This is a genomic window from Massilia sp., from assembly GCF_031995545.1.
In the GTDB taxonomy this organism is placed as follows: domain Bacteria; phylum Pseudomonadota; class Gammaproteobacteria; order Burkholderiales; family Burkholderiaceae_D; genus Telluria.
Window position 1 is genome coordinate 144,133 of sequence record NZ_DAMAGA010000003.1, and the last position, 22,367, is coordinate 166,499.

General features: G+C 64.3%; 19 protein-coding genes. 6 read left to right on the top strand and 13 right to left on the bottom strand.

Annotated features, from left to right (window positions below):
* Nucleotides 1-3: 3 nt before the first annotated feature.
* Nucleotides 4-2,247 carry a phosphocholine-specific phospholipase C gene (locus RTQ83_RS04165; protein WP_312511423.1) on the bottom strand — a complete coding sequence of 748 codons (2,244 nt, stop codon included), beginning with the start codon at nt 2,245-2,247 and terminating at the stop codon, nt 4-6.
* Nucleotides 2,248-2,479: 232 nt separating this feature from the next.
* On the opposite strand from RTQ83_RS04165, the gene lpxC reads away from it, so the two are divergent.
* Nucleotides 2,480-3,415 (top strand): UDP-3-O-acyl-N-acetylglucosamine deacetylase, encoded by a 936-nt coding sequence (gene lpxC / locus RTQ83_RS04170; protein ID WP_312511424.1) that lies wholly within the window; start codon nt 2,480-2,482, stop codon nt 3,413-3,415.
* Between the two features lie 95 nt (nt 3,416-3,510).
* Here lpxC and RTQ83_RS04175 read toward each other — a convergent pair whose 3' ends face one another.
* The gene (locus RTQ83_RS04175) at nt 3,511-4,002 is read right to left on the bottom strand and encodes a DciA family protein (RefSeq protein WP_312511425.1); all 492 of its coding nucleotides are present in this window, start codon (nt 4,000-4,002) and stop codon (nt 3,511-3,513) included.
* A 284-nt stretch (nt 4,003-4,286) separates the two neighbouring features.
* Between RTQ83_RS04175 and secA the strand changes: the two genes are divergently transcribed.
* Complete coding sequence (secA, locus tag RTQ83_RS04180; RefSeq protein WP_312511426.1) at nt 4,287-7,073, top strand: preprotein translocase subunit SecA; 2,787 nt, start codon at nt 4,287-4,289, stop codon at nt 7,071-7,073.
* A gap of 62 nt (nt 7,074-7,135) precedes the next feature.
* Here the strand turns inward: secA and RTQ83_RS04185 are convergent, their stop codons facing one another.
* The 4 genes from RTQ83_RS04185 to RTQ83_RS04200 all read right to left on the bottom strand — a co-directional run bounded on the left by RTQ83_RS04185 (nt 7,136) and on the right by RTQ83_RS04200 (nt 12,079).
* The gene (locus RTQ83_RS04185; protein ID WP_312511427.1) at nt 7,136-8,842 is read right to left on the bottom strand and encodes a M1 family metallopeptidase; all 1,707 of its coding nucleotides are present in this window, start codon (nt 8,840-8,842) and stop codon (nt 7,136-7,138) included.
* A 129-nt stretch (nt 8,843-8,971) separates the two neighbouring features.
* Entirely contained in the window at nt 8,972-10,930 is a 1,959-nt protein-coding gene (locus RTQ83_RS04190; protein WP_312511428.1) for a phosphatase PAP2 family protein, read from the bottom strand.
* A gap of 155 nt (nt 10,931-11,085) precedes the next feature.
* The gene (locus tag RTQ83_RS04195; RefSeq protein WP_312511429.1) at nt 11,086-11,406 is read right to left on the bottom strand and encodes a Dabb family protein; all 321 of its coding nucleotides are present in this window, start codon (nt 11,404-11,406) and stop codon (nt 11,086-11,088) included.
* A gap of 184 nt (nt 11,407-11,590) precedes the next feature.
* On the bottom strand, nt 11,591-12,079 hold the full coding sequence (locus tag RTQ83_RS04200) for a PEP-CTERM sorting domain-containing protein (RefSeq protein ID WP_312511430.1): 489 nt from the start codon (nt 12,077-12,079) through the stop codon (nt 11,591-11,593).
* 361 nt (nt 12,080-12,440) lie between these two features.
* Here RTQ83_RS04200 and argJ point away from each other — a divergent pair, with 361 nt between their 5' ends.
* The 3 genes from argJ to RTQ83_RS04215 are packed head-to-tail and all read left to right on the top strand — an operon-like array spanning nt 12,441 to nt 14,984.
* Entirely contained in the window at nt 12,441-13,679 is a 1,239-nt protein-coding gene (argJ, locus tag RTQ83_RS04205) for a bifunctional glutamate N-acetyltransferase/amino-acid acetyltransferase ArgJ (protein WP_312511575.1), read from the top strand.
* Between the two features lie 4 nt (nt 13,680-13,683).
* On the top strand, nt 13,684-14,571 hold the full coding sequence (locus RTQ83_RS04210) for an ATP-binding protein (protein WP_312511431.1): 888 nt from the start codon (nt 13,684-13,686) through the stop codon (nt 14,569-14,571).
* Nucleotides 14,568-14,984: an NUDIX domain-containing protein gene (locus RTQ83_RS04215; RefSeq protein WP_312511433.1), complete on the top strand. Its 417-nt coding sequence runs from the start codon at nt 14,568-14,570 to the stop codon at nt 14,982-14,984. The genes RTQ83_RS04210 and RTQ83_RS04215 overlap by 4 nt, the downstream gene beginning before the upstream one ends.
* 85 nt (nt 14,985-15,069) lie before the next feature.
* Here the strand turns inward: RTQ83_RS04215 and yacG are convergent, their stop codons facing one another.
* The 4 genes from yacG to RTQ83_RS04235 form a co-directional block, all read right to left on the bottom strand.
* The gene (gene yacG, locus RTQ83_RS04220) at nt 15,070-15,252 is read right to left on the bottom strand and encodes a DNA gyrase inhibitor YacG (RefSeq protein WP_312511434.1); all 183 of its coding nucleotides are present in this window, start codon (nt 15,250-15,252) and stop codon (nt 15,070-15,072) included.
* Between the two features lie 2 nt (nt 15,253-15,254).
* Nucleotides 15,255-16,010, bottom strand: a complete 756-nt coding sequence (gene zapD, locus RTQ83_RS04225) for a cell division protein ZapD (protein WP_312511435.1) — start codon at nt 16,008-16,010, stop codon at nt 15,255-15,257.
* 87 nt (nt 16,011-16,097) lie between these two features.
* Nucleotides 16,098-16,727, bottom strand: coding sequence for a dephospho-CoA kinase (gene coaE, locus RTQ83_RS04230; RefSeq protein ID WP_312511436.1), 630 nt, complete (start codon nt 16,725-16,727; stop codon nt 16,098-16,100).
* Nucleotide 16,728: 1 nt separating this feature from the next.
* Nucleotides 16,729-17,598 (bottom strand): A24 family peptidase, encoded by an 870-nt coding sequence (locus RTQ83_RS04235; protein WP_312511437.1) that lies wholly within the window; start codon nt 17,596-17,598, stop codon nt 16,729-16,731.
* 47 nt (nt 17,599-17,645) lie between these two features.
* Here RTQ83_RS04235 and RTQ83_RS04240 point away from each other — a divergent pair, with 47 nt between their 5' ends.
* Nucleotides 17,646-18,002, top strand: coding sequence for a hypothetical protein (locus RTQ83_RS04240; RefSeq protein ID WP_312511438.1), 357 nt, complete (start codon nt 17,646-17,648; stop codon nt 18,000-18,002).
* Between the two features lie 70 nt (nt 18,003-18,072).
* On the opposite strand, the gene RTQ83_RS04245 is transcribed toward RTQ83_RS04240, so the two are convergent.
* Genes RTQ83_RS04245 through pilB form a run of 3 tightly spaced genes read right to left on the bottom strand, consistent with a single transcriptional unit; the run spans nt 18,073 to nt 22,335 of the window.
* On the bottom strand, nt 18,073-19,311 hold the full coding sequence (locus RTQ83_RS04245) for a hypothetical protein (protein WP_312511439.1): 1,239 nt from the start codon (nt 19,309-19,311) through the stop codon (nt 18,073-18,075).
* Nucleotides 19,312-19,335: 24 nt separating this feature from the next.
* Nucleotides 19,336-20,571, bottom strand: coding sequence for a type II secretion system F family protein (locus RTQ83_RS04250; RefSeq protein WP_312511440.1), 1,236 nt, complete (start codon nt 20,569-20,571; stop codon nt 19,336-19,338).
* 36 nt (nt 20,572-20,607) lie between these two features.
* On the bottom strand, nt 20,608-22,335 hold the full coding sequence (gene pilB, locus RTQ83_RS04255; protein WP_312511441.1) for a type IV-A pilus assembly ATPase PilB: 1,728 nt from the start codon (nt 22,333-22,335) through the stop codon (nt 20,608-20,610).
* Nucleotides 22,336-22,367 lie beyond the last annotated feature (32 nt).

Here is a 22,367-nt window from a genome sequence, read left to right on the forward strand (position 1 = left end):
GATTCAGACGCGGCCCAGGGCCGGGTCGCTGACCGTGTGGCGGCCGGTTTCGACGCGGCCGGCGAAGCGCCGCAGGTAATCGGGCTGGCTTGCTACCGTCACGCTGAAGTCGTACCAGTAGCCGTTGGCCGCGACCGGAATGCGCACCGTCAGCTCGGTGCGCGGTGCCAGCGTGTGCTGCTGGCGCAGCGCCGCGTAGGCGTTGGCGTTGAGGACGAAGGTGCACGGCGCCGTGCCGGCATTCACATAGCGCAGCACCAGTTCGCCGGTGGCAGCGTCGCAGCGCACCTGGACGTCCGGGCGCGGCTGGCCGGCCGCCACGGCGCGCATGGCGCTGCCCGTGAAGTGGCGGTGGTAGCCGTTCGGCCCCAGCACCCACAGGTCGTAGGCGCCGCCGACCGCCGGCGTCCACACGTCAAGCAGCGACTTGCCCGCTTCGACGGTGTAGCGGCGCGGGATCGCCGCCAGGTTCTTGCGGTCATACACGTGGAACACGGCGCCCTGGCTGCCGCTGTTGATGAAGGTGAGCGCCACCCGCGCGGCCGCCATGGTGGCGCCGGGCTGCACTTCGCAAATGGTCGCCAGTTCATACGGCAGCGCGCGCGACGGCCGGGTGCCGGCGGCCTGCTGCGGCATCTGCGGCGCGTTGGGCGGCGCGATCTGCGCCAGGCGCTGCTGGGCGGCGCGCAGGGCGTCGGCCTGGCTGCGGCTTCTGCGGCCGTTCAGCACCGGCAGCACTTCGTCGTTGGGCGTCTTGAAGTTGAAGGCGCTGGTCAGGTCGCCGCACACGGCGCGCCGGAACGGGCTGATATTTGGCTCGCGCACGCCGAAGCGCGCTTCCAGGAAGCGCAGCACCGAGGTGTGGTCGAACACCTGCGAGTTGACCCAGCCGCCGCGGCTCCAAGGCGAGATCACGTACATCGGCACGCGCGGACCCGGGCCGTAGACGCGGCCGTCGGCGGCCGGCTGCCTGGTGCTGCCGAGCGGGCGCGGGTGGGTGTAGTACTCGGGGCCCATATCGCCTGCCGCCAGCGTGGTCTTGCCGGCGTAGCCGCCCTTGCCGTCGGGCGAGGGCGCCGAAGGCGAAGGCACGTGGTCGAAGTAGCCGTCGTTCTCGTCGAAGTTGACGATCAGGACGGTCTTGCTCCACACCTCGGGGTTCGCGGTCAGCGCGTCCAGCACCTCCTGCAGGAACCAGGAGCCCTGCACCGGGCTCGATGGGCCGGGGTGCTCGCAGTAGATCGACGGCGCGTTGATCCACGAGACCTGCGGCAGCTTGCCCTCGCGGATGTCGCGCTTGAAGGCGTCCAGGTACTGCTCGGGCGCACTGCCGGGCAGGGTGTTGGCGATGCCTTTATAGAGTGGATTTTTTGCGTTGTCGGTGGCGGCGTCGTAGGCGTGGTAGGGCAGGGCCTGGCCGGTGTTGGTGTAGGGCTGGTTCGGTGCGCCGCCGCTCGATACCGGGAAGCCGGAGGCGAGGTTGGCGCGCTTGAACTGGCGGAACGCGCCGAGCATGTTGTCGCCCCATTCGTCGGGCATGTTCTGGTAGCTGATCCAGTTGACGCCGGCCGCTTCCAGCCGTTCGGCGTAGGTGGTCCAGGTGTAGCCGGTGTCGACGCCGCTCGCCACGCCGTCGATCGCATCCCATTCGTTGGTGACGAAGGCGGTGCCGGTCGGCACCGCGCCATTGGTACCGGTCAGGAAAAACGAGCGGTTCGCATCGGTGCCGGTGTGCATCGCGCAGTGATAGGCGTCGCACACGGTGAAGGCATTGGCCAGCGCGAAGGCGAACGGAATCTCGGCTTCCTTGAAGTAGCCCATCGAGATCGGGTTCTTGTAGCGCGGCCACTGGTCCATGCGGCCGTTGTCCCAGGCCAGCTGGCTGTCGAGCCAGTCGTGCGGCGTGCCGTTGGCGCGCTGGGCATTACCTTTGCTGCCATCCAGGTGGAACGGCATCATCAGGTTGCCGTCGGCCTTGCGCTGCTGCCACACGCTGCGGCCCTCCGGCAGCGGGATCGGGAAGCGGTCGCCGAAGCCGCGCACGCCGGCCAGGGTGCCGAAGTAGTGGTCGAAGGCGCGGTTTTCCTGCATCAGAATCACCACGTGCTCGACGTCGCGGATGGTGCCGGTCTTGTTGTTGGCGGGGATCGCGAGCGCGCGCTGGATCGCGGGCGGGAAGGCGGCGTAGGTGGCGGCGGCGATGCCGGCGCGGGCGCTGTTGTGCAGGAATCTGCGGCGTGATGTCATGGCGTGGTTCCGGTGCGGAGACGTTGATCGGCAAGCGTTTGTTGTCGCGCAGCTAACGCTGCGAACGTCGCCAATGTAGCTTTCCTGCATGACCGAGCGATGACATCCAGACAATGCATGCGAGCCCGAGCTGAGAGGCGCGATCAAGCAGCGTGGCGCCCTTGCCACGGTCGTTTCCGCCAGGGAATAGGGGCCGTCAGCGCGCCGTAAATCGCTGGGCTATAATCGATTCATGCTGAAACAACGAACCATCAAGGAACTGGTCCGCACCACGGGTGTGGGCCTGCACTCGGGCCGCAAGGTCGAGCTCACCCTGCGTCCGGCCGCGCCCGACACGGGCATCATCTTCCGCCGCGTCGACGTCGATCCGATCGTCGAAATTCCGAGCAGCGCCGACGTGGTCGGCGACACGCGCATGGCCTCGGTCGTGATGAAGGACGGCGTGCGCGTCTCGACCGTCGAGCACGTGATGTCGGCCTGCGCCGGCCTCGGGATCGACAACCTGTACATCGACGTGACCGCCGAAGAGATCCCGATCATGGACGGTTCGGCCTCCTCGTTCGTGTTCCTGCTGCAGCAGGCCGGCGTCGAAGACCAGCCGGCGCTGCGCAAGTTCATCCGCGTGCTGAAAGACGTCGAGGTACGCCAGGGCACCGGTAACAGTGAAAAATGGGCGCGCCTGTCGCCGCACGACGGCTACAAGCTCGACTTCTTCATCGAATTCAACCACCCGGCGGTGGACGGCACCATGCAGCGCGCCACGGTCGACTTCGGCGACATCACTTATGTGCGCGACGTGGCGCGCGCGCGCACCTTCGGCTTCATGCAGGACGTCGAGAGCCTGCGCGGCATGGGGCTGGCGCGTGGCGGTTCGCTGGAAAACGCGATCGTGATGGACGAGTACCGCATTCTGAACGCGGACGGGCTGCGTTATGAGGACGAGTTCGTGCGGCACAAGATTCTGGATGCGATCGGCGACCTGTACCTGGTCGGGCATCCGCTGCTGGCCAGCTATACGGCGCACAAGTCGGGGCATGCACTCAATAACGACCTGCTGCGCGCTTTGCTGGCGCAGCCGGATGCGTATGAGATCGTGACCTTCGATTCGCTGAAGGCGGCGCCGGTGTCGTATGTGGAGCAGGTAACGCGGGAGTGGGCGCTGAGCTGATTTCAGGTTGTCGATCAACGTAGCGGCCGTAATCATCGATTGGCGGCCGCTGCTGTTCTGGACCCGGTGCAGTCAGCACCCAATCAGCAATACCGTCACTTCCGCTTCGCCGCCAGCGCCCTGAGCGCCGCCACCAGATCCCGGTTCTGCTTGTTATCCGGCAGCGACTCGGCCAGTTCCTCGAACGCCTGCACCGCCGTCGGCGGCAGCTCCAGGTTGCGCATCTGCGGTTTGTCGGGCAGGGCGCGCGTTACCTGTACCTTGATCCGCATCGATTCCACCTGCCAGCCGCGCCCCAGCAGCGTCGCCTGCAATTTGGGCAGGTTCTGCTTGAGCCGCGCCGCCAGCGCCGAGCTGGGCACGGCCATGGTCAGCACGCCTTCCTGGAACGACAGCACATCGCAGTTATTGAAGATCGCCGGCAGCGCCGCGGCGCAGTCGGCCTGCAGGCGCGCCATCCGGTTCACTGCCGGCAGCAGGCTGGCCATGCGGTCGTTGGCGCGCAAAAAATCGGTGGCGACATGCGAGGTCCCCCGGTTTTTGGTGCCGAAGATGTGGAAGGGGCGCTTGGGAGGAGATTGCTGCATGGCGGGACCATACCACAGCGCGCGCCATTTGCAAGGAGGCGCAGCCGCGGATGTCGCCCCGGTACATCGTCGCGCCCCGGCGCACGATGTCCAGCCATGATGCATACTGATAACATTTTCATACGGACACGTCTTGTTATCCTGCCCATCATCCCCAAGTGTGGCCGGATCGCATGATAAAATCAGTAGTTATTTGCCTAACGCGGTCTTTGGTGCGTATCAGTTTGATATCATCTTGGCTCCCATCCTGGCTGCCTTTGCGGCGTATTTTTTAGAAACTAAGCATGTCATTCCTGACCCAGATTTTCGGCAGCCGTAATCAGCGACTGCTCAAGCAATATCAAAAGACCGTGCGTCAGATCAACGCGCTCGAGCCGCAGATGGAGCAGCTGTCGGACGCCGAACTGCAAGCCAAGACCCCGGAATTCAAGGACCGCCTGGCCAAGGGCGCGACCCTGGACGACATCATGGTGGAAGCCTTCGCCGTCTGCCGCGAAGCGGCCAAGCGCGTCATGAAGATGCGCCACTTCGACGTTCAGCTGATCGGCGGCATGGTCCTGCACCAGGGCAAGATCGCGGAAATGGGCACCGGCGAAGGCAAGACCCTGATGGCGACGCTGGCGGTCTACCTGAATGCGCTGTCCGGCAAGGGCGTGCACGTCATCACCGTCAACGATTACCTGGCGCAGCGTGACGCCGAACAGATGGGTCAGCTGTACGGCTGGCTCGGCCTGTCCACCGGCGTCAACCTGTCGCAGCTGGACCACGGCAGCAAGCAAAGCGCCTACGGCTCGGACATCACCTACGGCACCAACAACGAATTCGGCTTCGACTACCTGCGCGACAACATGGTCTATGACCTGCGCGAACGGGTACAGCGCGGCCTGAACTTCGCCGTGGTCGACGAAGTCGACTCGATCCTGATCGACGAAGCGCGTACCCCGCTGATCATCTCCGGCCAGGCCGAGAACCATACCGACCTGTACCACAAGATCAATTCGCTGCCGCCGCAGCTGACCCTGCAGATCGGCGAAGAAACGCCGGACGGCAAGGGCAAGATCGAAGTCCCGGGCGACTACACCAAGGACGAAAAAGCGCACACCGTGCTCTTGACCGAGGCCGGCCACGAAAAGGCGGAAGCGATCCTGACCCAGATGGGCCTGCTGCCGGAAGGCGCCTCGCTGTACGACGCCGCCAACATCACCCTGATCCACCACCTGTACGCCGCCCTGCGCGCGCACGTGCTGTACCACAAGGACCAGCACTACGTGGTGCAGAACGGCGAAGTGGTGATCGTCGACGAATTCACCGGCCGCCTGATGACCGGCCGCCGCTGGTCCGACGGCCTGCACCAGGCCGTCGAATCGAAGGAAGGCGTCAAGATCCAGAACGAGAACCAGACCCTGGCCTCGATCACCTTCCAGAACTACTTCCGCATGTACAGTAAACTCGGCGGCATGACCGGTACCGCCGACACCGAAGCCTACGAATTCCAGGAAATCTACAGCCTGGAAACCGTGGTGGTGCCGCCGAACCGTCCTTCGCAGCGCAAGGACCGCCAGGACCAGGTCTATAAAACGTCGCAAGAGAAGTACAACGCGATGCTGATCGATATCCGCGACTGCTACGAGCGCGGCCAGCCGGTGCTGGTGGGTACCACCTCGATCGAGAACTCGGAACTGCTGTCCGGCATTCTCACCAAGGCCAACCTGCCGCACAACGTCCTGAACGCCAAGCAGCACGCGCGCGAAGCGGAGATCGTGGCCCAGGCCGGCCGTCCGAAGATGATCACCATCGCCACCAATATGGCGGGCCGCGGTACCGACATCGTCCTGGGCGGCAACGTCGGCAAGCAGATCCAGATCATCGAAGCGGACCTGAACCTGTCGGACGCGCAAAAAGCGGCCCAGGCGCAGACCCTGCGCGACGAATGGCAGTCGCTGCACGACCACGTGGTGAACGCCGGCGGCCTGCACATCATCGGTACCGAACGCCACGAATCGCGCCGTGTCGACAACCAGCTGCGTGGCCGTTCCGGCCGCCAGGGTGACCCGGGTTCCTCGCGCTTCTACCTGTGCCTGGACGACGCGCTGCTGCGCATCTTCGCCGGCGACCGCGTGCGCGCGGTGATGGACCGCCTGAAGATGCCGGAAGGCGAACCGATCGAAGCGGGCATCGTGACCCGTTCGATCGAATCGGCCCAGCGCAAGGTCGAAGCGCGCAACTTCGACATCCGCAAGCAACTGCTGGAATACGACGACGTCGCCAACGACCAGCGCAAGGTGATCTACACCCAGCGTAACGAACTGCTGGAGTCGACCGACATCAGCGAGATGATCACCAGCCTGCGCGCCGGCGTGTTCACCGACGTGGTGCGCAGCTACGTGCCGGCCGAATCGGTCGAAGAGCAGTGGGACATCAAGGGCCTGGAAACCAGCCTGGCCACCGAGTGGAACCTGGTGGTGCCGCTGCAACAGATGCTGCAGGACGAGCCGAACCTGAACGACGACGACATCCTGGAGCGCGTCCTGGCCGCGGCCGACGAGGCCTACAACGGCAAGGTCGGCATCGTCGGCAAGGAATCGTTCGGCGGCTTCGAGCGCAACGTGATGCTGCAAAGTGTCGACACCCACTGGCGCGAGCACCTGGCGGCGCTGGACCACCTGCGCCAGGGCATCCACCTGCGCGGCTACGCCCAGAAGAACCCGAAGCAGGAATACAAGCGCGAAGCGTTCGAGCTGTTCGGCGGCATGCTGGACCAGATCAAGAACGAAGTGATCCGCACCGTGATGACCGTGCGCATCCAGACCCGCGAGGAAGTCGAAGCGGCCGAAGCGGCGATGGCGGCGCAGGTCGCGGCGCTGGAAAACGTCAACTACCAGCACGCCGACTTCAACCCGTCGGCCGCGCCGGAAGAGCTGCTCAATCCGAACCCGACCCCGAACGCCGCCGGCGCCCCGGTGGCGGCCGAGGACCACAGCACCTACATGGGCATCAAGGTCGGCCGCAACGACCCGTGCCCGTGCGGCAGCGGCAAGAAGTTCAAGGCGTGCCACGGCAAGCTGGCGTAAGCGGCTGAGGTGGGAACGTAAAAAAACGGCCGGAGCGATCCGGCCGTTTTTTTTCGCTCGCGCTACGCCTTTTTCTTTTTCTTCTTCTGTTCTTCCTGATACTGCTGGAAGCGCTCGATATGCTCTTCGCGGCGCAGCACCTTCGATTGCGGGTCGAGCGTGTAGGTCGCGCCGGCCGGCACGGTGATGCTGCCACGGCCGTCCGTCATCGGCAGCGTCACCACCTTGCCGCCGACACGCACGTCGAGCGGCATCGGGAACGGCGTGTTCTTTTCGGTCTTCCACGCCAGCTGCAAGGTGTCGCCACTGCGCGTCGCCTTCAGCTCGGGCAGGGCGGCCTGGTACAGGTAGGCCTGGAAGAACCAGTTCAGGTCCTTGCCGCTGTTGCGGTTGGCGATGTCGATGAATTCACGCGTGGTGCCGTAGCGCGGCATCAAGGAACCCGGACGCGGGTCCGGCGTTCCGTACACGATCTCGCGCACCGTGCGCAGGAACACCTCGTCGCCGACCAGGCCGCGCAGCGTGTGCATCACGAGCGAGCCTTTCATGTAGATGTCCAGGCCCGGGCCGCCCTTGTCGAGGTCATACACTGCTTCTTCGGTCATCGGCTTGCCGGCCACGATCGGCGCCTTGTTGCGGATCGCCGCGCGGTGCTGCTGCAGCGAGGCGTAGTATTCCTGGTCGCCGCGCAGGTACTGCATGTACAGCGGCTGCATATAGGTGCCCAGGCCTTCGTGCAGCCACATATCGTCCCAGTTGGCGTTGGTCAGCTGGTTGCCGAACCACTCATGGGCGAATTCGTGCTGCATCAGGTCGTCGTAGCCGAACGAGGTCTTGGCGTATTCGTTGCCGTAGGCGTTGATGGTCTGGTGCTCCATGCCCTTGTGCGGGGTCTCGACCACGCCCATCTTTTCGTCGCCGAACGGGTACGGTCCCACGGTGCTCTCGAAGAAGTCGAGCATCGGCGTGATCTCGGCGAACAGCTCGCGCACCTTGCCCTCGCTTTGCGGCAGGTACCACATGCGTAGCGGGATGGTGTTGCCGTAGCGGCTCTTGTAGTCGCCTTCCAGCAGTTTATAGGGGCCGACGTTGATCGAGATGCCGTAGGTGCTCGGGTTCTTGGCGCGCCAGTGCCAGGTGCGCCAGCCGTCCTTTTCATCCATCCCGAGCGGGACGCCGTTGCCGGCCGCGACCAGCGGCGCCGGCACCGTGATGTGCGATTCGACGATCTTCGCCTTGCCGGTCGGGTGGTCGATGCAGGGCCAGAACAGGTCGCAGCCTTCGCCCTGCACGGCGGTGGCGACCCACGGCTGGCCATCGGCCGTCTTGGACCAGACAAAGCCGCCGTCCCACGGCGCGCGCTTGGCCACGTGCGGGGTGCCGTGATACTGCACCCGCACCGTGGTCTGGCGTCCGGCTTCCAGACGCTGCGGCAGGTCGACCGTCAGCTTGCCTTCCGGGTTGCGCCACTGGCTGGCCGCCAAAGGCTTGCCGTCGACTTCGATGGCGTCGATCGGCAGGTTGCGGTCGAGGTCCAGTTCGATGCGCGTCACCGGGGCGCGCGCGCCGAAGGTCAGCGCCACGTCGCCGCGGATGGTGCGGGTGGCGGGTTCGACGCGCAGCTTGAGGTCGGCTTTCTCGAAATCGAGCTGCAGCTGATCAAGGCTGCGTTCGGCGCCGGAACTGGCGGTGGTGTCGGTCAGCGGCTTCGGCTGCGTGGCGCAGGCGGCCAGCAGGCTGGTGGTACATACAAGGGCGATGCGTTTCATCGGATGGATCCACGTTTTGATAATCTTAGGAAAGATATCACAAGGGAAACAAGTCGCAGCCAAGAAAAAGGGCCGGAGGTGATGTCACCTTCGGCCCCGATCATGACAAGCCGCCGCGGCGGCCTTGGCTTATGCGCTCAAGCGCAGCTGCAGACCCTTGTCGCTGTACACCGGCGTGACGGTGAAGCCGTCGACCGTGATGGTGTCGAACTTGCCCGTCAGGCTACCCGCGCTGATCACGGTGAGGGTGGTGCCGGCGGCCGGCTTGTAGCCGTCCGCGAACTTGATGCGCAGGGTGCCGCCGCCGATGGTGACGGTGCGGGTGGCGTTCAGCTGGCCTTGCGACGCGCCGACGCGCAGTTCCAGCGTGGCGCCGCTCAGCTGGGTGTACTTGCCGCCCACCACCAGGGCTGCCGGTGCGTTGACGATCACGGTGGCGCCGCCGGCGACGTGGACATCGCCGGTCCCGAACGCCGTGCTCGACAGGGCTTCGAGCGTGCCCGCTTCGAGCTGGGTGCCGCCGGTCCAGCTGTTCTTGCCGCCCAGCTTCAGGGCGCCGCTGCCTTGCTTGACCAGCTTGCCGCTGCCCGAGATGTCGTTGCGCCAGCGGTCGCTCGCGTGGAAGCCGCCCTTGCCGGCGTCCATGTTGACGACCACGTTGCCTTTGATCTCGCCGTAGCCTTCGGCGGCGGCGAACAGGTTCAGGCGTCCCCAGCCTTCGGCATCGTCCAGGGTAGGATAGCCGGACGCGATCGCAGTCGTTTTGAGGACGACCCTGCGCTGGGCGTCGCTCAGGTAGGGCAGGCGGGTTTCCAGCAGCACTTCGGCGCCTTTCGGCACCACGGCCGGCTTGTTGGCGGCGCCGGTCTGCGGCAGGCCGTAGGTCATGCGGCGCACGTAGTTGGCGCGGCTGGCGGCGTAGTCGGCGAAGCGGTCGGTGGCCGGGGTACCCGAGGTGGCAAAGGCCGGGAAGTTGGCAGCGGTGGTATTGGTCAGCTTCATCAGGGTGGCGTGGGCCTGGGCCACGGCATCGGCGCGCACCGAGGCGCCGGCCGCGATCATGTTCGATGCGGCGACGGCCTGCGCCTGCACGCGGCCGCTGATCACGTCCAGCGGCGAGTGCATGCCGGCCAGGATGCGGCTCTCGCCCAGCTCCAGGCCGCGGCCAACCAGTTCCTGGTAGCGCTCCGGCAGCACATAGGCCATGGCCATGGCATTGCGGGTGGCTTCGGCCGAGTGGCCGCTGGTGAAGCCGCCGTCGGTGGCGGGCGTCGTGCTCTTGGCCGGCTCCAGCTGCGGCACCACCGCCACCTGGCTGCTCCAGCGGTACGGACGCGCATACTTGTAGAAGCGCTTGGCCGGCTCGGTCGAACCGTTGTTGCCCATCGAGTTGACGAAGTCGATCACCTTGCCGAATTCGGCATTCGCGGCGCCGCCGACGCCGTTGTTGTTGCCGCCGTCTTCGTACTTGACGGTGGTGGCGTCGACCGGCATGTCGTTGATGGTGGTGGTCTGGCGCGCGGCGCTGCGCCAGGCATCGGTGAGCGGGCCCATGCCGGCGGTCACGCTGTAGCCCTTGCCGCGGCGGTCGTCGAGGTAGGCCAGCAGGCTTTGTTCCGGCGTGCGGTTGCGGGTGGCCTGCACCACGTAGTCGATGTTGGCGTTGTGGACTTGCGCGTTGACGATCGTGCCGCCGTTGGTGCCGTCGTTCGGCACGCCGGTCCAGGTCGAGGCGACGACGGCCGGGAAGCCGTCCACCGCCGGCGCGCTCTGGCCGGCGTCGACGATCTCGGTGAGCGGCTTCCAGATCTCGAGCATGCCACCCAGCACGCGCACGCCGGCGTTGGTGGCGAGCATCGCGTAGCGAGCGTCGCCGCGCTGGTTGGTCGCAGCCGTATCCACGAATGCCGTCACCGCCGGCACCGGCGCGGTGTCGGCCGCGCCCTGGTCGGCCGGTGCGGCCGGGATCACGGTCGCGACTTCGCCGGCGCTGTTGTCGTGGTCGGAACCGCCGCAGGCGCTCAGCGCGAGGGCGGCGCCGATGGCGATGGCGAGGGGGAGGCGGCGCAGCGGTGCGGCGTGGTGCATGTGAGACCCTTCAATTTTGGTGGTGGGACGGAAAATTGAAGCGCATCTTAGGCACCGTCTGTGACGCGGTGATGACGGGATGGCAAGCGGGGATGCGTGCCGCCAGGAGCAGCAAGTTTTGTAACTAACTGACTGAGGCGGTCGACGATGCGATGTCAGCTGACCCAGTAATCGATCACCAGCGAACGTTCCAGGCATTCACCCAGCGTCCCCACGAAGCGCTGGTGCTCCGGATGCTCCAGATAGGCGTCGCGCGCCTCATTGCTGGCGAAGGTCAGCGTGAAGCAATGGGTGAATCCGTCGTTCAGTCCTTCCGGGCTGACGTTGGTGCCGCATTCATAGGACTGGATGCCGGGGATCAGTTCGGGCAGGGCGGCGAAGCCGGCGACGACCGCGTCGACCTGCGCGGCTTGGGCGTCGGACTTGAAGGCGAACAGGACGACGTGGCGCAGGACGCGCGATTGGGTAGCAGGCATGGCTGTTTTTCGGATGAGTGAATGACGGCCGATGGTAGCGGTTTTCAACGGCGGGCGTTGCGCGCCAGCGAAGGCCGTGTTCAGCCGTATTCACTTGCATCCATTCGTCTCCAGTCCGTGTCCATGTCCGTGTCTATGTATCGGCGGACCGGACTGGCGCACGATGCAGGCGATGGAAGCGCGCTTACTGAATGCGGCGGCGTTTCCTCGCTGCGTACAGCAGGGCCAGGCCGCCGGCCAGCATCGCGCCGGTGGCCGGTTCCGGGACATCCACGGGACCGGCGTCCAGATCCGTCACCGTCAGCGTATAGGTGCCGGAACCGAAGGAATCGACCAGGCTGAAGGTCCCCAGCAGGAAGGTGGGCGCGAACTCCGAGCCGGTATAGAGCTGCGGACCGTCGACGACCACCAGCGTGAAGTCGTTGTAGTAGTCGTAGAGTTCCAGGCCCCCGTTCTGCTCGCCGTTATAGAAGTACAGATCGATGACGCCGAAGATCGAACCCGGGAAAGAACCCGCGGTGTCCCAGTACACCAGTCCTTCTCCTTCTGAGGCATCGTCCGGCTCGGCGTTCGAGTCGAGCTGCCAGCTGGCGGTGTAGTCACCGGTCAGATTGAATTGATACAAGCCGGCATGGGCTACGCCGGCTGACAGCAGCAGGGCAACGACGGACACGTTTCTCAACATCTTCAACAATGTGTGCAGCATGAGAACTCCTGAGGGAAGGATGGACTGAAAGCCTGTCCCGGTCGGCGAAACAGGCTTGTATGGATGAGCAAGTACCATGCCTGTTTGTGCGCTGCACATAGGTGATTGATTAATCGGAGTAAATAATAAAGTGCACTTCCGCTGGATATCAATGTGTAATATTTTCCGACGATAAATGACATGAAAACTGAAGGGGGCTCGGATTCTGCTGATGCGCCGGCATGCATGCACAGGTCCGCAGCGCTCGTGGCGGCCGGTCATGCTGGCTCGCATCGCGCGCCGCTGGCGGTACAATAACGAATTCGACAATTTTTCCAACGAGATCATCATGGCCGTCAATTCCCCTCTGCCCATCGCTGCTGATTTGAAGCCGGTCGCCGGCATCGAGATCGGTTTCGCCGAAGCCGGCATCAAGAAGCCCAACCGCAAGGACGTGCTGGTCATGAAGCTGCTTGAGACCGCGACCGTGTCCGGCGTGTTCACCCTCAACCGCTTCTGCGCCGCGCCGGTGCAGGTCAGCAAGGCCAATCTGGAAGCCGTCAGGAATGGCGCCGCGCCGATCCGCGCGCTGGTGGTCAACACCGGCAACGCCAACGCCGGCACCGGCGAGCAGGGCCTGGCCAACGCCAACGCCACCTGCGCCGAACTGGCCAAGCTGCTGAACATCGAGCCGGGCCAGGTGCTGCCGTTTTCGACCGGCGTAATCCTGGAACAGCTGCCGATCCAGAAGATCGTCGCCGGCCTGCCGGCCGCCGTGTCGAACCTGAAGGCGGACAACTGGTTCAACGCGGCCGAAGCGATCATGACCACCGACACCCAGCCGAAGGCGGCGTCGCGCACCGTCACCATCGGCGGCCACACCGTCACCATGACCGGCATCAGCAAGGGCGCCGGCATGATCAAGCCGAACATGGCCACCATGCTTGGCTACCTGGCGTTCGACGCCAAGGTCGCCCAGCCGGTGCTGGACGAACTGGTGAAACACGCGGCCGACCACTCGTTCAACGCCATCACCATCGACGGCGATACTTCGACCAACGACTCGTTCATGCTGATCGCCACCGGCGCCGGCAGCCTGCAGATCGACAGTGCCAGCGGCGCCGACTACGAAGCACTGAAAGAAGCCGTCACCGACATCTCGCGCAACCTGGCGCAGCAGATCATCCGCGACGGCGAAGGCGCGACCAAGTTCATGACCATCACTGTCGACGAAGGCCGCGATGTGCTTGAATGCCGCAAGATCGCCTACGCGATCGCCCACTCGCCGCTGGTCAAGACCGCCTTCTTCGCATCTGACCCGAACCTGGGCCGCATCCTGGCCGCCGTAGGCTACGCCGGCGTCGACGACCTCGATGTCACCAAGCTCGATCTGTACCTGGACGACGTCTGGGTCGCCAAAGCGGGCGGACGCAATCCGGATTACAAGGAAGAAGACGGCCAGCGCGTGATGAAGCAGTCCGAGATCACGGTGCGCGTCAAGCTGGCGCGCGGCGACGCCACGGCCACGGTCTGGACCTGCGACCTGTCGCACGACTACGTGTCGATCAACGCCGACTATCGTTCCTGATCCGATGACGACGCTGGACCAGTTCTTGCGGCGCGCCGAGAGCCTGCTCGAGCGGCTCGAGGCGGTGCTGCCGCCGGCCCATCCGCGCGAGCCCGATTGGAAACGCAGCTTCGCCTTCCGCTGGCGCCGCCGCGCCAATGGCGGCGCCTTCCTGCAGCCGGTGCTGCATGCCTCGAACATCGCTCTGCAAGACCTGCACCACGTCGACGCGCAGAAGCGCCAGATCGAGCAGAACACGCGCCAGTTCGTCACGCGCCGTCCGGCCAACAACGTGCTCCTGACCGGCGCGCGCGGCACCGGCAAATCGTCCCTGATCAAGGCCTGCCTGAACGCCTTCGCCGACCAGGGCCTGCGCCTGATCGAAGTCGACAAGGCCGACCTGGCCGACCTGCCCGACATCGTCGACCTGGTCGCCGGCCGGCCCGAGCGCTTCGTGATCTTCTGCGACGATTTGTCGTTCGAAGAGGGTGAAGCCGGCTACAAGGCGCTCAAGGTGGCGCTGGACGGCAGCATCGCCGCGCAGTCGGACAATGTGCTGATCTATGCCACCTCCAACCGGCGCCACCTGATGCCGGAAAAGATGTCGGACAACGCTGGATACAAGCACGGCGAGGACGGCGACCTGCACCCGGGCGAGACGGTCGAAGAGAAGATCTCGCTGTCCGAGCGTTTTGGATTGTGGCTGTCGTTCTATCCGTTCCGCCAGGACGACTATATCGAGATCGTCGGCCACTGGCTGCAAAGCTTCGGCTGCACGCCAGAGCAGGTCGAAGCGGCGCGCGCAGAGGCGCTGCAGTGGGCCTTGCAGCGCGGCTCGCGTTCGGGCCGGGTGGCGTGGCAATTCGCGAAGGACTATGCCGGCAAGCTGCCGGAGGTTAAAAGCAAAGAATGACTGAAACAACAGCAAAACCGGTCGACGTCGCCGTCGGCATCCTGATGCGTCCCAACGGCGACGTGCTGCTCGGCCAGCGGCCCGACGGCAAGCCGTACGCCGGCTATTGGGAGTTCCCGGGCGGGAAAGTCGAGCAAGGTGAGGACATCTTCGCCGCGCTGCAGCGCGAGTTCATGGAAGAACTGGGTGTGCAGGTGGTCAGTGGCGACGCCTGGTGCTGCGTCGAGCATGTGTACGAGCATGCGCACGTGCGCCTGTATTTCTACATTTGCCGCGAGTGGACCGGCGAGCCGCAAAGCCTGGAAGGGCAGGCCTTTGCCTGGCAGGGCGCGTACGGCGTTAGCCCGCTATTGCCGGCGACGATTCCGCTATTGGAGTGGCTGGATCGCGTGCGTTATCCCGAGCGCGCTTGAAGGCTGTTTAACTAACGCTCACTGTATTCGGTAGCGTGGACGGATTCTTCGTCCACGCGTTCAATCCCGCGCCGGATACGGGAAATTATCGCTCGTCTTGCGGCTCGTCCTGCGAATCGAGCGGCGCGGCGCCCGGAATGGCGTACTTCTCTTCGGCCCAGGCACCCAGGTCGATCTGCTTGCAGCGCTCGCTGCAGAAGGGGCGAAACTTGTTCGAATCAAGCCATTCGACTTTCTTGGCGCAGGTGGGGCAGGCTACAACGGTCATGATCAGAAATTACAGAGAGTCAGGTCGAACGGCACGTCTTCTTCCAGGGCCTTCGGCTTGCAGTCGCCGTCGTGGCTGGTGAAACGTACCCACAGCATGTACTTGTTGGCCGAGATCTCGGGAATCGCGCCGAGCGATTCGTCCAGGGTCAGGCGCAGCATCTGGTAGATTTTACCCTGTAACATCTGCTGGTAGCTGCCCGCGGTGGCGATCATCTTGACCGGCAGGCCCGAGTTGCGCAGCAGGCGCAGTACCAGCGCCAGCGCATCCAGCAGCGGCGCCAGCGGGCCGAACCAGCCCATGATGTCGGCATGGCGCTGCTCCGCCGGGCGCTTCTGCCAGGCGTAGTAGGACGGCAGGTCGAATTCGCAGGCGCCGCCCGGAATGATGGTGCGGCCGCGGATGCTCATCAGCCATTCGTTTTCGCGCACGTTCTGGCCGGTCTTGCCCTGGCTTGCCACCAGCGCGCTGCTGGCCGCGTCCAGTTCTTCCAGCACGGCGTCGAGAGTGTCGGTGGCGACTGCGGGATTGCTGCGGTAGGCCAGCAGGCTCTGCTTTTGCCGCTCGAGTTCCTGCAGCAGGTCGGACTTCAGATCGGCGCGGCCGGCCACTTCCAGCATGTCGAAAATCGTGGACAGCGCCACGTGGTGCTGCATCGGGTGTTCCTGGCGTACAAAGAACTTGAACTTCTCGTACAGATCTTCCAGCCGCAACAACGTGCGAATCCGCTCGTTGAAAGGATATTCGTAGACGATCAAAATGACATTCCTCTGAATGTAGGCTGGATGGCAACTATGTGATTCTGAACCATGCGGGCCAAAATTACAAACCCTGCATCACTCTTGTTACACACTCAATGCAAGATAGCGTTCATGCAAGCGCACGACCTGGGGCCGCAGGGCCTCGATGCCGCGCTCGTTGTCCTCGTTGTCGATGACATCGTCGGCCGACGCCAGGCGCTGCTGGCGCGTGACCTGGGCCGCCATGATGGCGCGCACCGCGTCGGCCGAGAGCCCGCTGCGCTGCATCACGCGCCTGACTTGCGTGTCTTCCGAGCAGTCGATGGCCAGCACGCGCGAGACCCGCTCGCGCCAGGTGCCGGACTCGATCAGCAACGGCACCACGTAGATCACGTACGGCCCGGTGGCGATCGCGGCAGCCGCGGCGGTGGCGTCACGGATGCGCGGGTGCAGGATCGCTTCCAGACGCGCGCGCGCGGTGGCGTCCGAAAACACCAGCGCACGCATGCGCGCGCGGTCGAGTGCGCCCTCGGGCGTGGCGAAGTCGGGGCCGAATTCGGCCAGGATGGCCGGCATCGCCGGCCCGTGCGGCGCGGTCAGGCCGTGGGCGATGACGTCGGTGTCGACGATCGAGGCGCCCAGTTCGGCGAACAGGTCGGCCACGGTGCTCTTGCCGCAGCCGATGCCGCCGGTGAGGCCGACCGAGAATGCCCGTTGTTGGGTCGGCGCGTCCACCTCAACCCACCAGGCTGCGCGTGAAGCCGCCCAACTGCTCGCCGTACAGCATGGCGATCATGCCGGCCGCGGCCAGGTAGGGGCCGAACGGGATCGGGTTACTGCGCTCGCGCTTGGCGAACACGATCAGGCTGATGCCCATGACCGCGCCGACGATCGACGACAGCAGGATGATGGTCGGCAGCATGGTCCAGCCCAGCCAGGCACCCAGTGCGGCCAGGAGCTTGAAGTCGCCGTAGCCCATGCCTTCCTTGCCCGTGACGAGCTTGAACAGCCAGTACACGGCCCACAGCACCAGGTAGCCGGCGGCGGCGCCGATCACCGCGTCCTGCAGGGGAACGAAAGTGCCGTTGATGTTGATGAGCAGGCCCGCCCACAGCAGCGGATAGGTGAGGTCGTCTGGCAGCAGCTGGGTATCGAAGTCGATGAAGGTCATCGCAATCAATAGCCACGCGAACAGCAGGGTCGCCATGCCGGCCGCGCCGCTGCCGAAGGTCCACACCAGCAGGCCGGACAGGGCCGCGGTCAGCAATTCGATCGCCGGATAGCGCGGCGAGATGCGTGCCTTGCACTTGCGGCACTTGCCGCCCAGGGCGATGTAGCTGACTACGGGAATGTTCTCGATCGCCGTGATCTGGTGTCCGCAGCAGGGGCAGGCGGAGCGCGGCACCATCAGGTTGAAGCGGTCCTGGTGCGGCAGCTCCTTGCCGCTTTCCTGCGCCACGTAGTTGTCGGACTCGCGCTGCATCATCTTCGGGATGCGGTAGATGACCACGTTCAGGAAGCTGCCTACAAGCAGGCCGAGCAGGGCGGCGACCAGGGTGGGGCCAAGGCTGGCCGGAAGCGCGAACAGGAATGATTCCATGGGCATGACGGTTGGTTGATTCGGACGGCGCCGGGCCGGTACATGCCGCAGCAATGATGATTCTTTACATCAACCCCATTGTAGGGGGTTTCGCGGCATTTTGCGAAGGCCATCCGCCAAATGGTCACAGGGATTCAAACCGCATGTTCCGAAAATTGGAATTAATTGTTGCTTTCGCTCGGGCACACTGCTTCGTGCTGGTTTCAGCAAACGTCCGCACCTTTCTGGAGAACATGATGAGTAAAGTACAGCAGCAACAGCAACCAAAACCGTCGACGACGGTACGAGACGCAGCGCGCGTTCAAGCGGCTGCAGCGAAGGCCTCGGGAGGCACTGTCTCCAAGGGAAGCCAATCCGCTCGCATGCAGGCAGCGGCGGCGCGCAATGGCACCAAGTCGGGCGCAAAGTAAAGGAGAAGGGCATGCCGAGCCAACATGAGCAGGACAACCGCAGCGACCAGCTGAATCCGAATAACGACGCTTACTGGCAGTCGCGCGGCAACGATGAACGCCCTGATGATTGGGAGGATAAGCTCGACAGTGCTGCTTGAGCGCTGGACTCCTCGATTAGGCGAGTTGGCCACGCGACTTCGCCGAACCGGAGACCGTCTTTAATCAGGCGGTCCCGGTTGTATTGCCACCAAGTCCTGTAGCCCTCGGCGCACGTAATGACACTGCTGATCCGTTTACCGTCTTTGCGTCCCAATAGTGGACTAAACAGGTGCGTGCAGACAAACATCGGCCTTGGTGCCGCTGGGTAAAAACCTTCCCGGTCGGGCTCAAGTCCCGCTATCCAAACTTCTTCGAGTTGCGCCAATGTTAAGCGTGTGGTCTCGTCGCGCCAACTTACAAGACGCGCTTCGCCAGTGTTTGACCAGGCAGCCAATTCCTTTACCCGCGGTGCAAAGTTGGGGAGACGCGACTGGCGTCGCCACAATAATAGGAATCCAATGAAATCTAGTAGCCGTGCTGTAGCGGTCTCAAAAATTCGCCTGCGCGGCTGTTGCCCATTTCGTAAAATTCGGCCCGTCCCGGATTGGATCTCGATATCAGGCGCGAAGCGCGGCATCACCAGTTCGAACAAGGGATGGGCCTGCATGGTTTCACCGAAATAACCGGAACAGAATTCCAAGTCCCAACAAGAAAGAACGTGGAATAGCAGCGCTTCGTGCAAGGAACCTGCAGCGCCGAGCAGCGTCGCCGTATCGGAACATGCGGCCATCCGATGACGTAGCACGGCAATATCGTCCACGCCTTCGCCCGTGGGGCAGAAGGTAGCGAGCCATTCCAGCATGTCGATCAGGACAGCGCGCACGTCGTGGCTGCTGTCGCGTATTGCCGCGTTGGCCAGTCGTGCACAGTTGCGGTCGAAATGCGCTGCTATTGCGATTGTTCGCTGGCAGTATTCGCCATAGCGTGGACTGAAGTAATAGATCAGGTCGGCGGCGGGAAGCGGCACGCCCGCTTTTCCGGAGGGGCTATTGGCGAGGATGGCGTGCGCTTCTTCGGACGTCCACTCGCCAAGGCGTACCAGGCGCTCGGCCGACATGGTGGTCAAACGTTGTTTCAGCGCCTCGTGTTCATCATTGGTCGGTTCCCAGCCATGCTTGATCCGGTCACGCCACGTGCGCTCAGACGTGCCCGAGAAGTTGCCCAGCACGGTCGCCCACTTTTGTCCTAGCAGGCGTTCGTAGATATCGATCGCGAATTGGTTGAACATGGCATTACGCGCATTGGCATTAATTTACACCACCGAACCCAGCTTGAAGATCGGCAAATACATCGCAACCACCAGCCCGCCAATCAGCACGCCGAGAATCACCATGATCAGCGGCTCCATCAGCGACGACAACGCCGCCACCGCCTCATCCACTTCTTCCTCGAAGAAATCCGCCACCTTGCCCAGCATCGCATCCAGCGAGCCCGACTCTTCCCCGATCTGCACCATCTGAATCACCAGATTCGGAAACACATCGGTATTCTGCATCGACGCCGTCAGGCTGGTGCCGGTGCTGACCTCGGTCTGGATCTTGCGCGTCGCTTCCAGGTACACCGCGTTGCCCGAGGCGCCGCCGACCGAATCGAGCGCTTCCACCAGCGGCACGCCGGCCGCGAACATGGTCGACAGGGTGCGGGTCCAGCGCGCGATGGTCGCTTTGCGGATCACCTCGCCGAAGATCGGCAGGCGCAGCAGCAGGCGGTCCATGGTCGCCTGCATCTTCGGCGAGCGGCGCCAGGCCTGGAAGAAGAAATAGATCGCGGCGAATAGCGAACCGAAGATCAGATACCACCACTCCACGAAGAAGGCCGAGATCGCCATCACGATCAGGGTCGGCGTCGGCAGGTCGGCGCCGAAGCTTTCGAACACCTGCTTGAAGGCCGGCACCACCCAGATCATGATCACGGCGGTCACGATCAGCGCCACCGCCAGGATCGCGATCGGATAAGTCATGGCCGACTTGATCTTGCCCTTCAGTGCGAGCGTCTTTTCCTTGTAGATCGCCAGGCGCGTGAGCAGGTCTTCCAGGATACCGGCCTGTTCGCCGGCGCCCACCAGGTTGCAGAACAGCGGATCGAAATACAGCGGGAACTTGCGGAACGCGCGGTTCAGGCTGGTGCCGGTCTCGACGTCGTTGCGCAGATCCTGGATCAGCTTGGCCATCGACGGATTGGCGTGGCCCTTGCCGACGATGTCGAACGATTGCAGCAGCGGTACGCCGGCCTTCATCATCGTCGCCAGCTGGCGCGTGAACATCGTGATGTCCTTGTCGGTGATCTTCTTGCCGCTGCGATAGACCTTCTTCTTGACCTTGGTGACCATGATGCCCTGGCGGCGCAGGGTCACGTTGACGATCGCCTGGCCGCCGGCGCGCACCTCGCCGCGGATGGTGCGGCCGTTCTTGTCCTTGCCTTCCCAGGCGTACACGGACTCCTTGACCTGGGCGCCGCGGCTGCTCTTGGGTTGGGGGGAGGTTGCCATGTGATTGCTGTTCCTGTGGTGGTGGCGGTGAGGTCGTTATTCGTTGGTACAGCCGAGCACTTCTTCCAGGCTGGTCAGACCCTGCTTGACTTTCATCAGGCCCGAGCGGCGCAGCGAATTCACGCCTTCCTTCTCGGCTTGGGCCGCGATCTGCATCGAGTTGCCGCTGGCCAGGATCAGCGCTTCGATCGCGGGCGAGATCGGCATGATCTGGTAGATGCCGACGCGGCCCTTGTAGCCCGAACCCAGGCAGCGGTCGCAGCCTACCGGGCCGTAAGGGCGCCAAGAACCGTCGACATCACCTTCGCGGTAGCCGGCCGCCAGCAGCGCTTCGTCGCTGATCTCGAGCGGCTGCTTGCAGCTGCACAGGCGGCGCGCCAGGCGCTGTGCCGTGATCAGGATCACCGACGAGGCGATGTTGAACGGCGCCACGCCCATGTTCATCAGACGCGTCAGCGTCGACGGCGCGTCGTTGGTGTGCAGCGTCGAGAACACCATGTGGCCGGTCTGGGCCGCCTTGATCGCGATGTCGGCCGTTTCCAGGTCGCGGATCTCGCCGACCATGATGATGTCGGGATCCTGGCGCAGGAACGACTTCAGCGCCACCGGGAAGGTCAGGCCGGCCTTGTCGTTGACGTTCACCTGGTTCACGCCCGGCAGGTTGATCTCGGCCGGGTCTTCGGCGGTCGAGATATTGATGCCGGGCTTGTTCAGCAGGTTCAGGCAGCTGTACAGCGACACCGTTTTGCCGGAACCGGTGGGGCCGGTCACCAACACCATGCCGTAGGGGCGGGTGATGGCGTCCAGCAGCAGCGCCTTCTGGTCCGGATCGTAGCCGAGCGCGTCGATGCCCATCTGGGCCTGGGTCGCGTCCAGGATACGCATCACGGTCTTTTCGCCGAACAGCGTAGGTAGCGTGCTGACGCGGAAATCGATGGTGCGCGTGGCCGACAGCAGCAGGCGCATGCGGCCGTCCTGCGGCACGCGCTTTTCGGCGATGTCCAGGCGCGCCAGCACCTTGATGCGCGAGACCAGTTTTTCGCGGATCGACAGCGGCGGCGAGGCGTGGTCGCGCAGCACGCCGTCCACCCGCAGGCGGATCCGGTAGTACTTTTCGTAGGGCTCGAAGTGGATGTCCGAGGCGCCCATCTGCACCGCGTCGAGCAGGATCTTGTTCAGGAAGCGCACGATCGGCGCGTCCTCGACGTCGGCGCTCGGCTCGACCGAGACCGGCTGCTTGTCGTCCTCGGCGAACTCGATCTCGGCGTCGTCGCCGGCCAGCTCGCTCAGGTCCTGCTCGGCGCCCTTGGCGATGCTGGCCAGCAGCGCCAGCAGGGCGTCGTGCGGCACGATCACCGGTTCCACCGTCGCTTCGCTCTGGAACTTGATCTGGTCCAGGGCCTGGCTGTTGGTCGGATCGGACAGCGCCACCGACAGCTTGTTGCCGCGCTTGGCCAGCGCGATCACGCGCTGCGCCTGCATCAGCTTGGCGTCGATGGCGGCAGCGGGCAGCGACTCGGGCGCGAACGCCGCCAGGTCGAGCAGCGGATAGCCGAAGGTCTCGGCGCAGAACGCGGCCAGCGCGCGCGGCTCGATTGCGCCGCTGGCCAGCAGCACGTCGATAAAGAAGGTCTTTTCCTGCGCCGCCTTCTTGTTCAACATGTCGGCCTGCACCGCGCTCAGGCGATTGGCTTGCACCAATGCCCGTGCCAGTCCCGCAAGCGGGGTGCCGACCGTCGTGTTGTTGGGAAGGACTGCTGACATAGGAGCAATATAAGCGGTAGCGGGAACCGGGG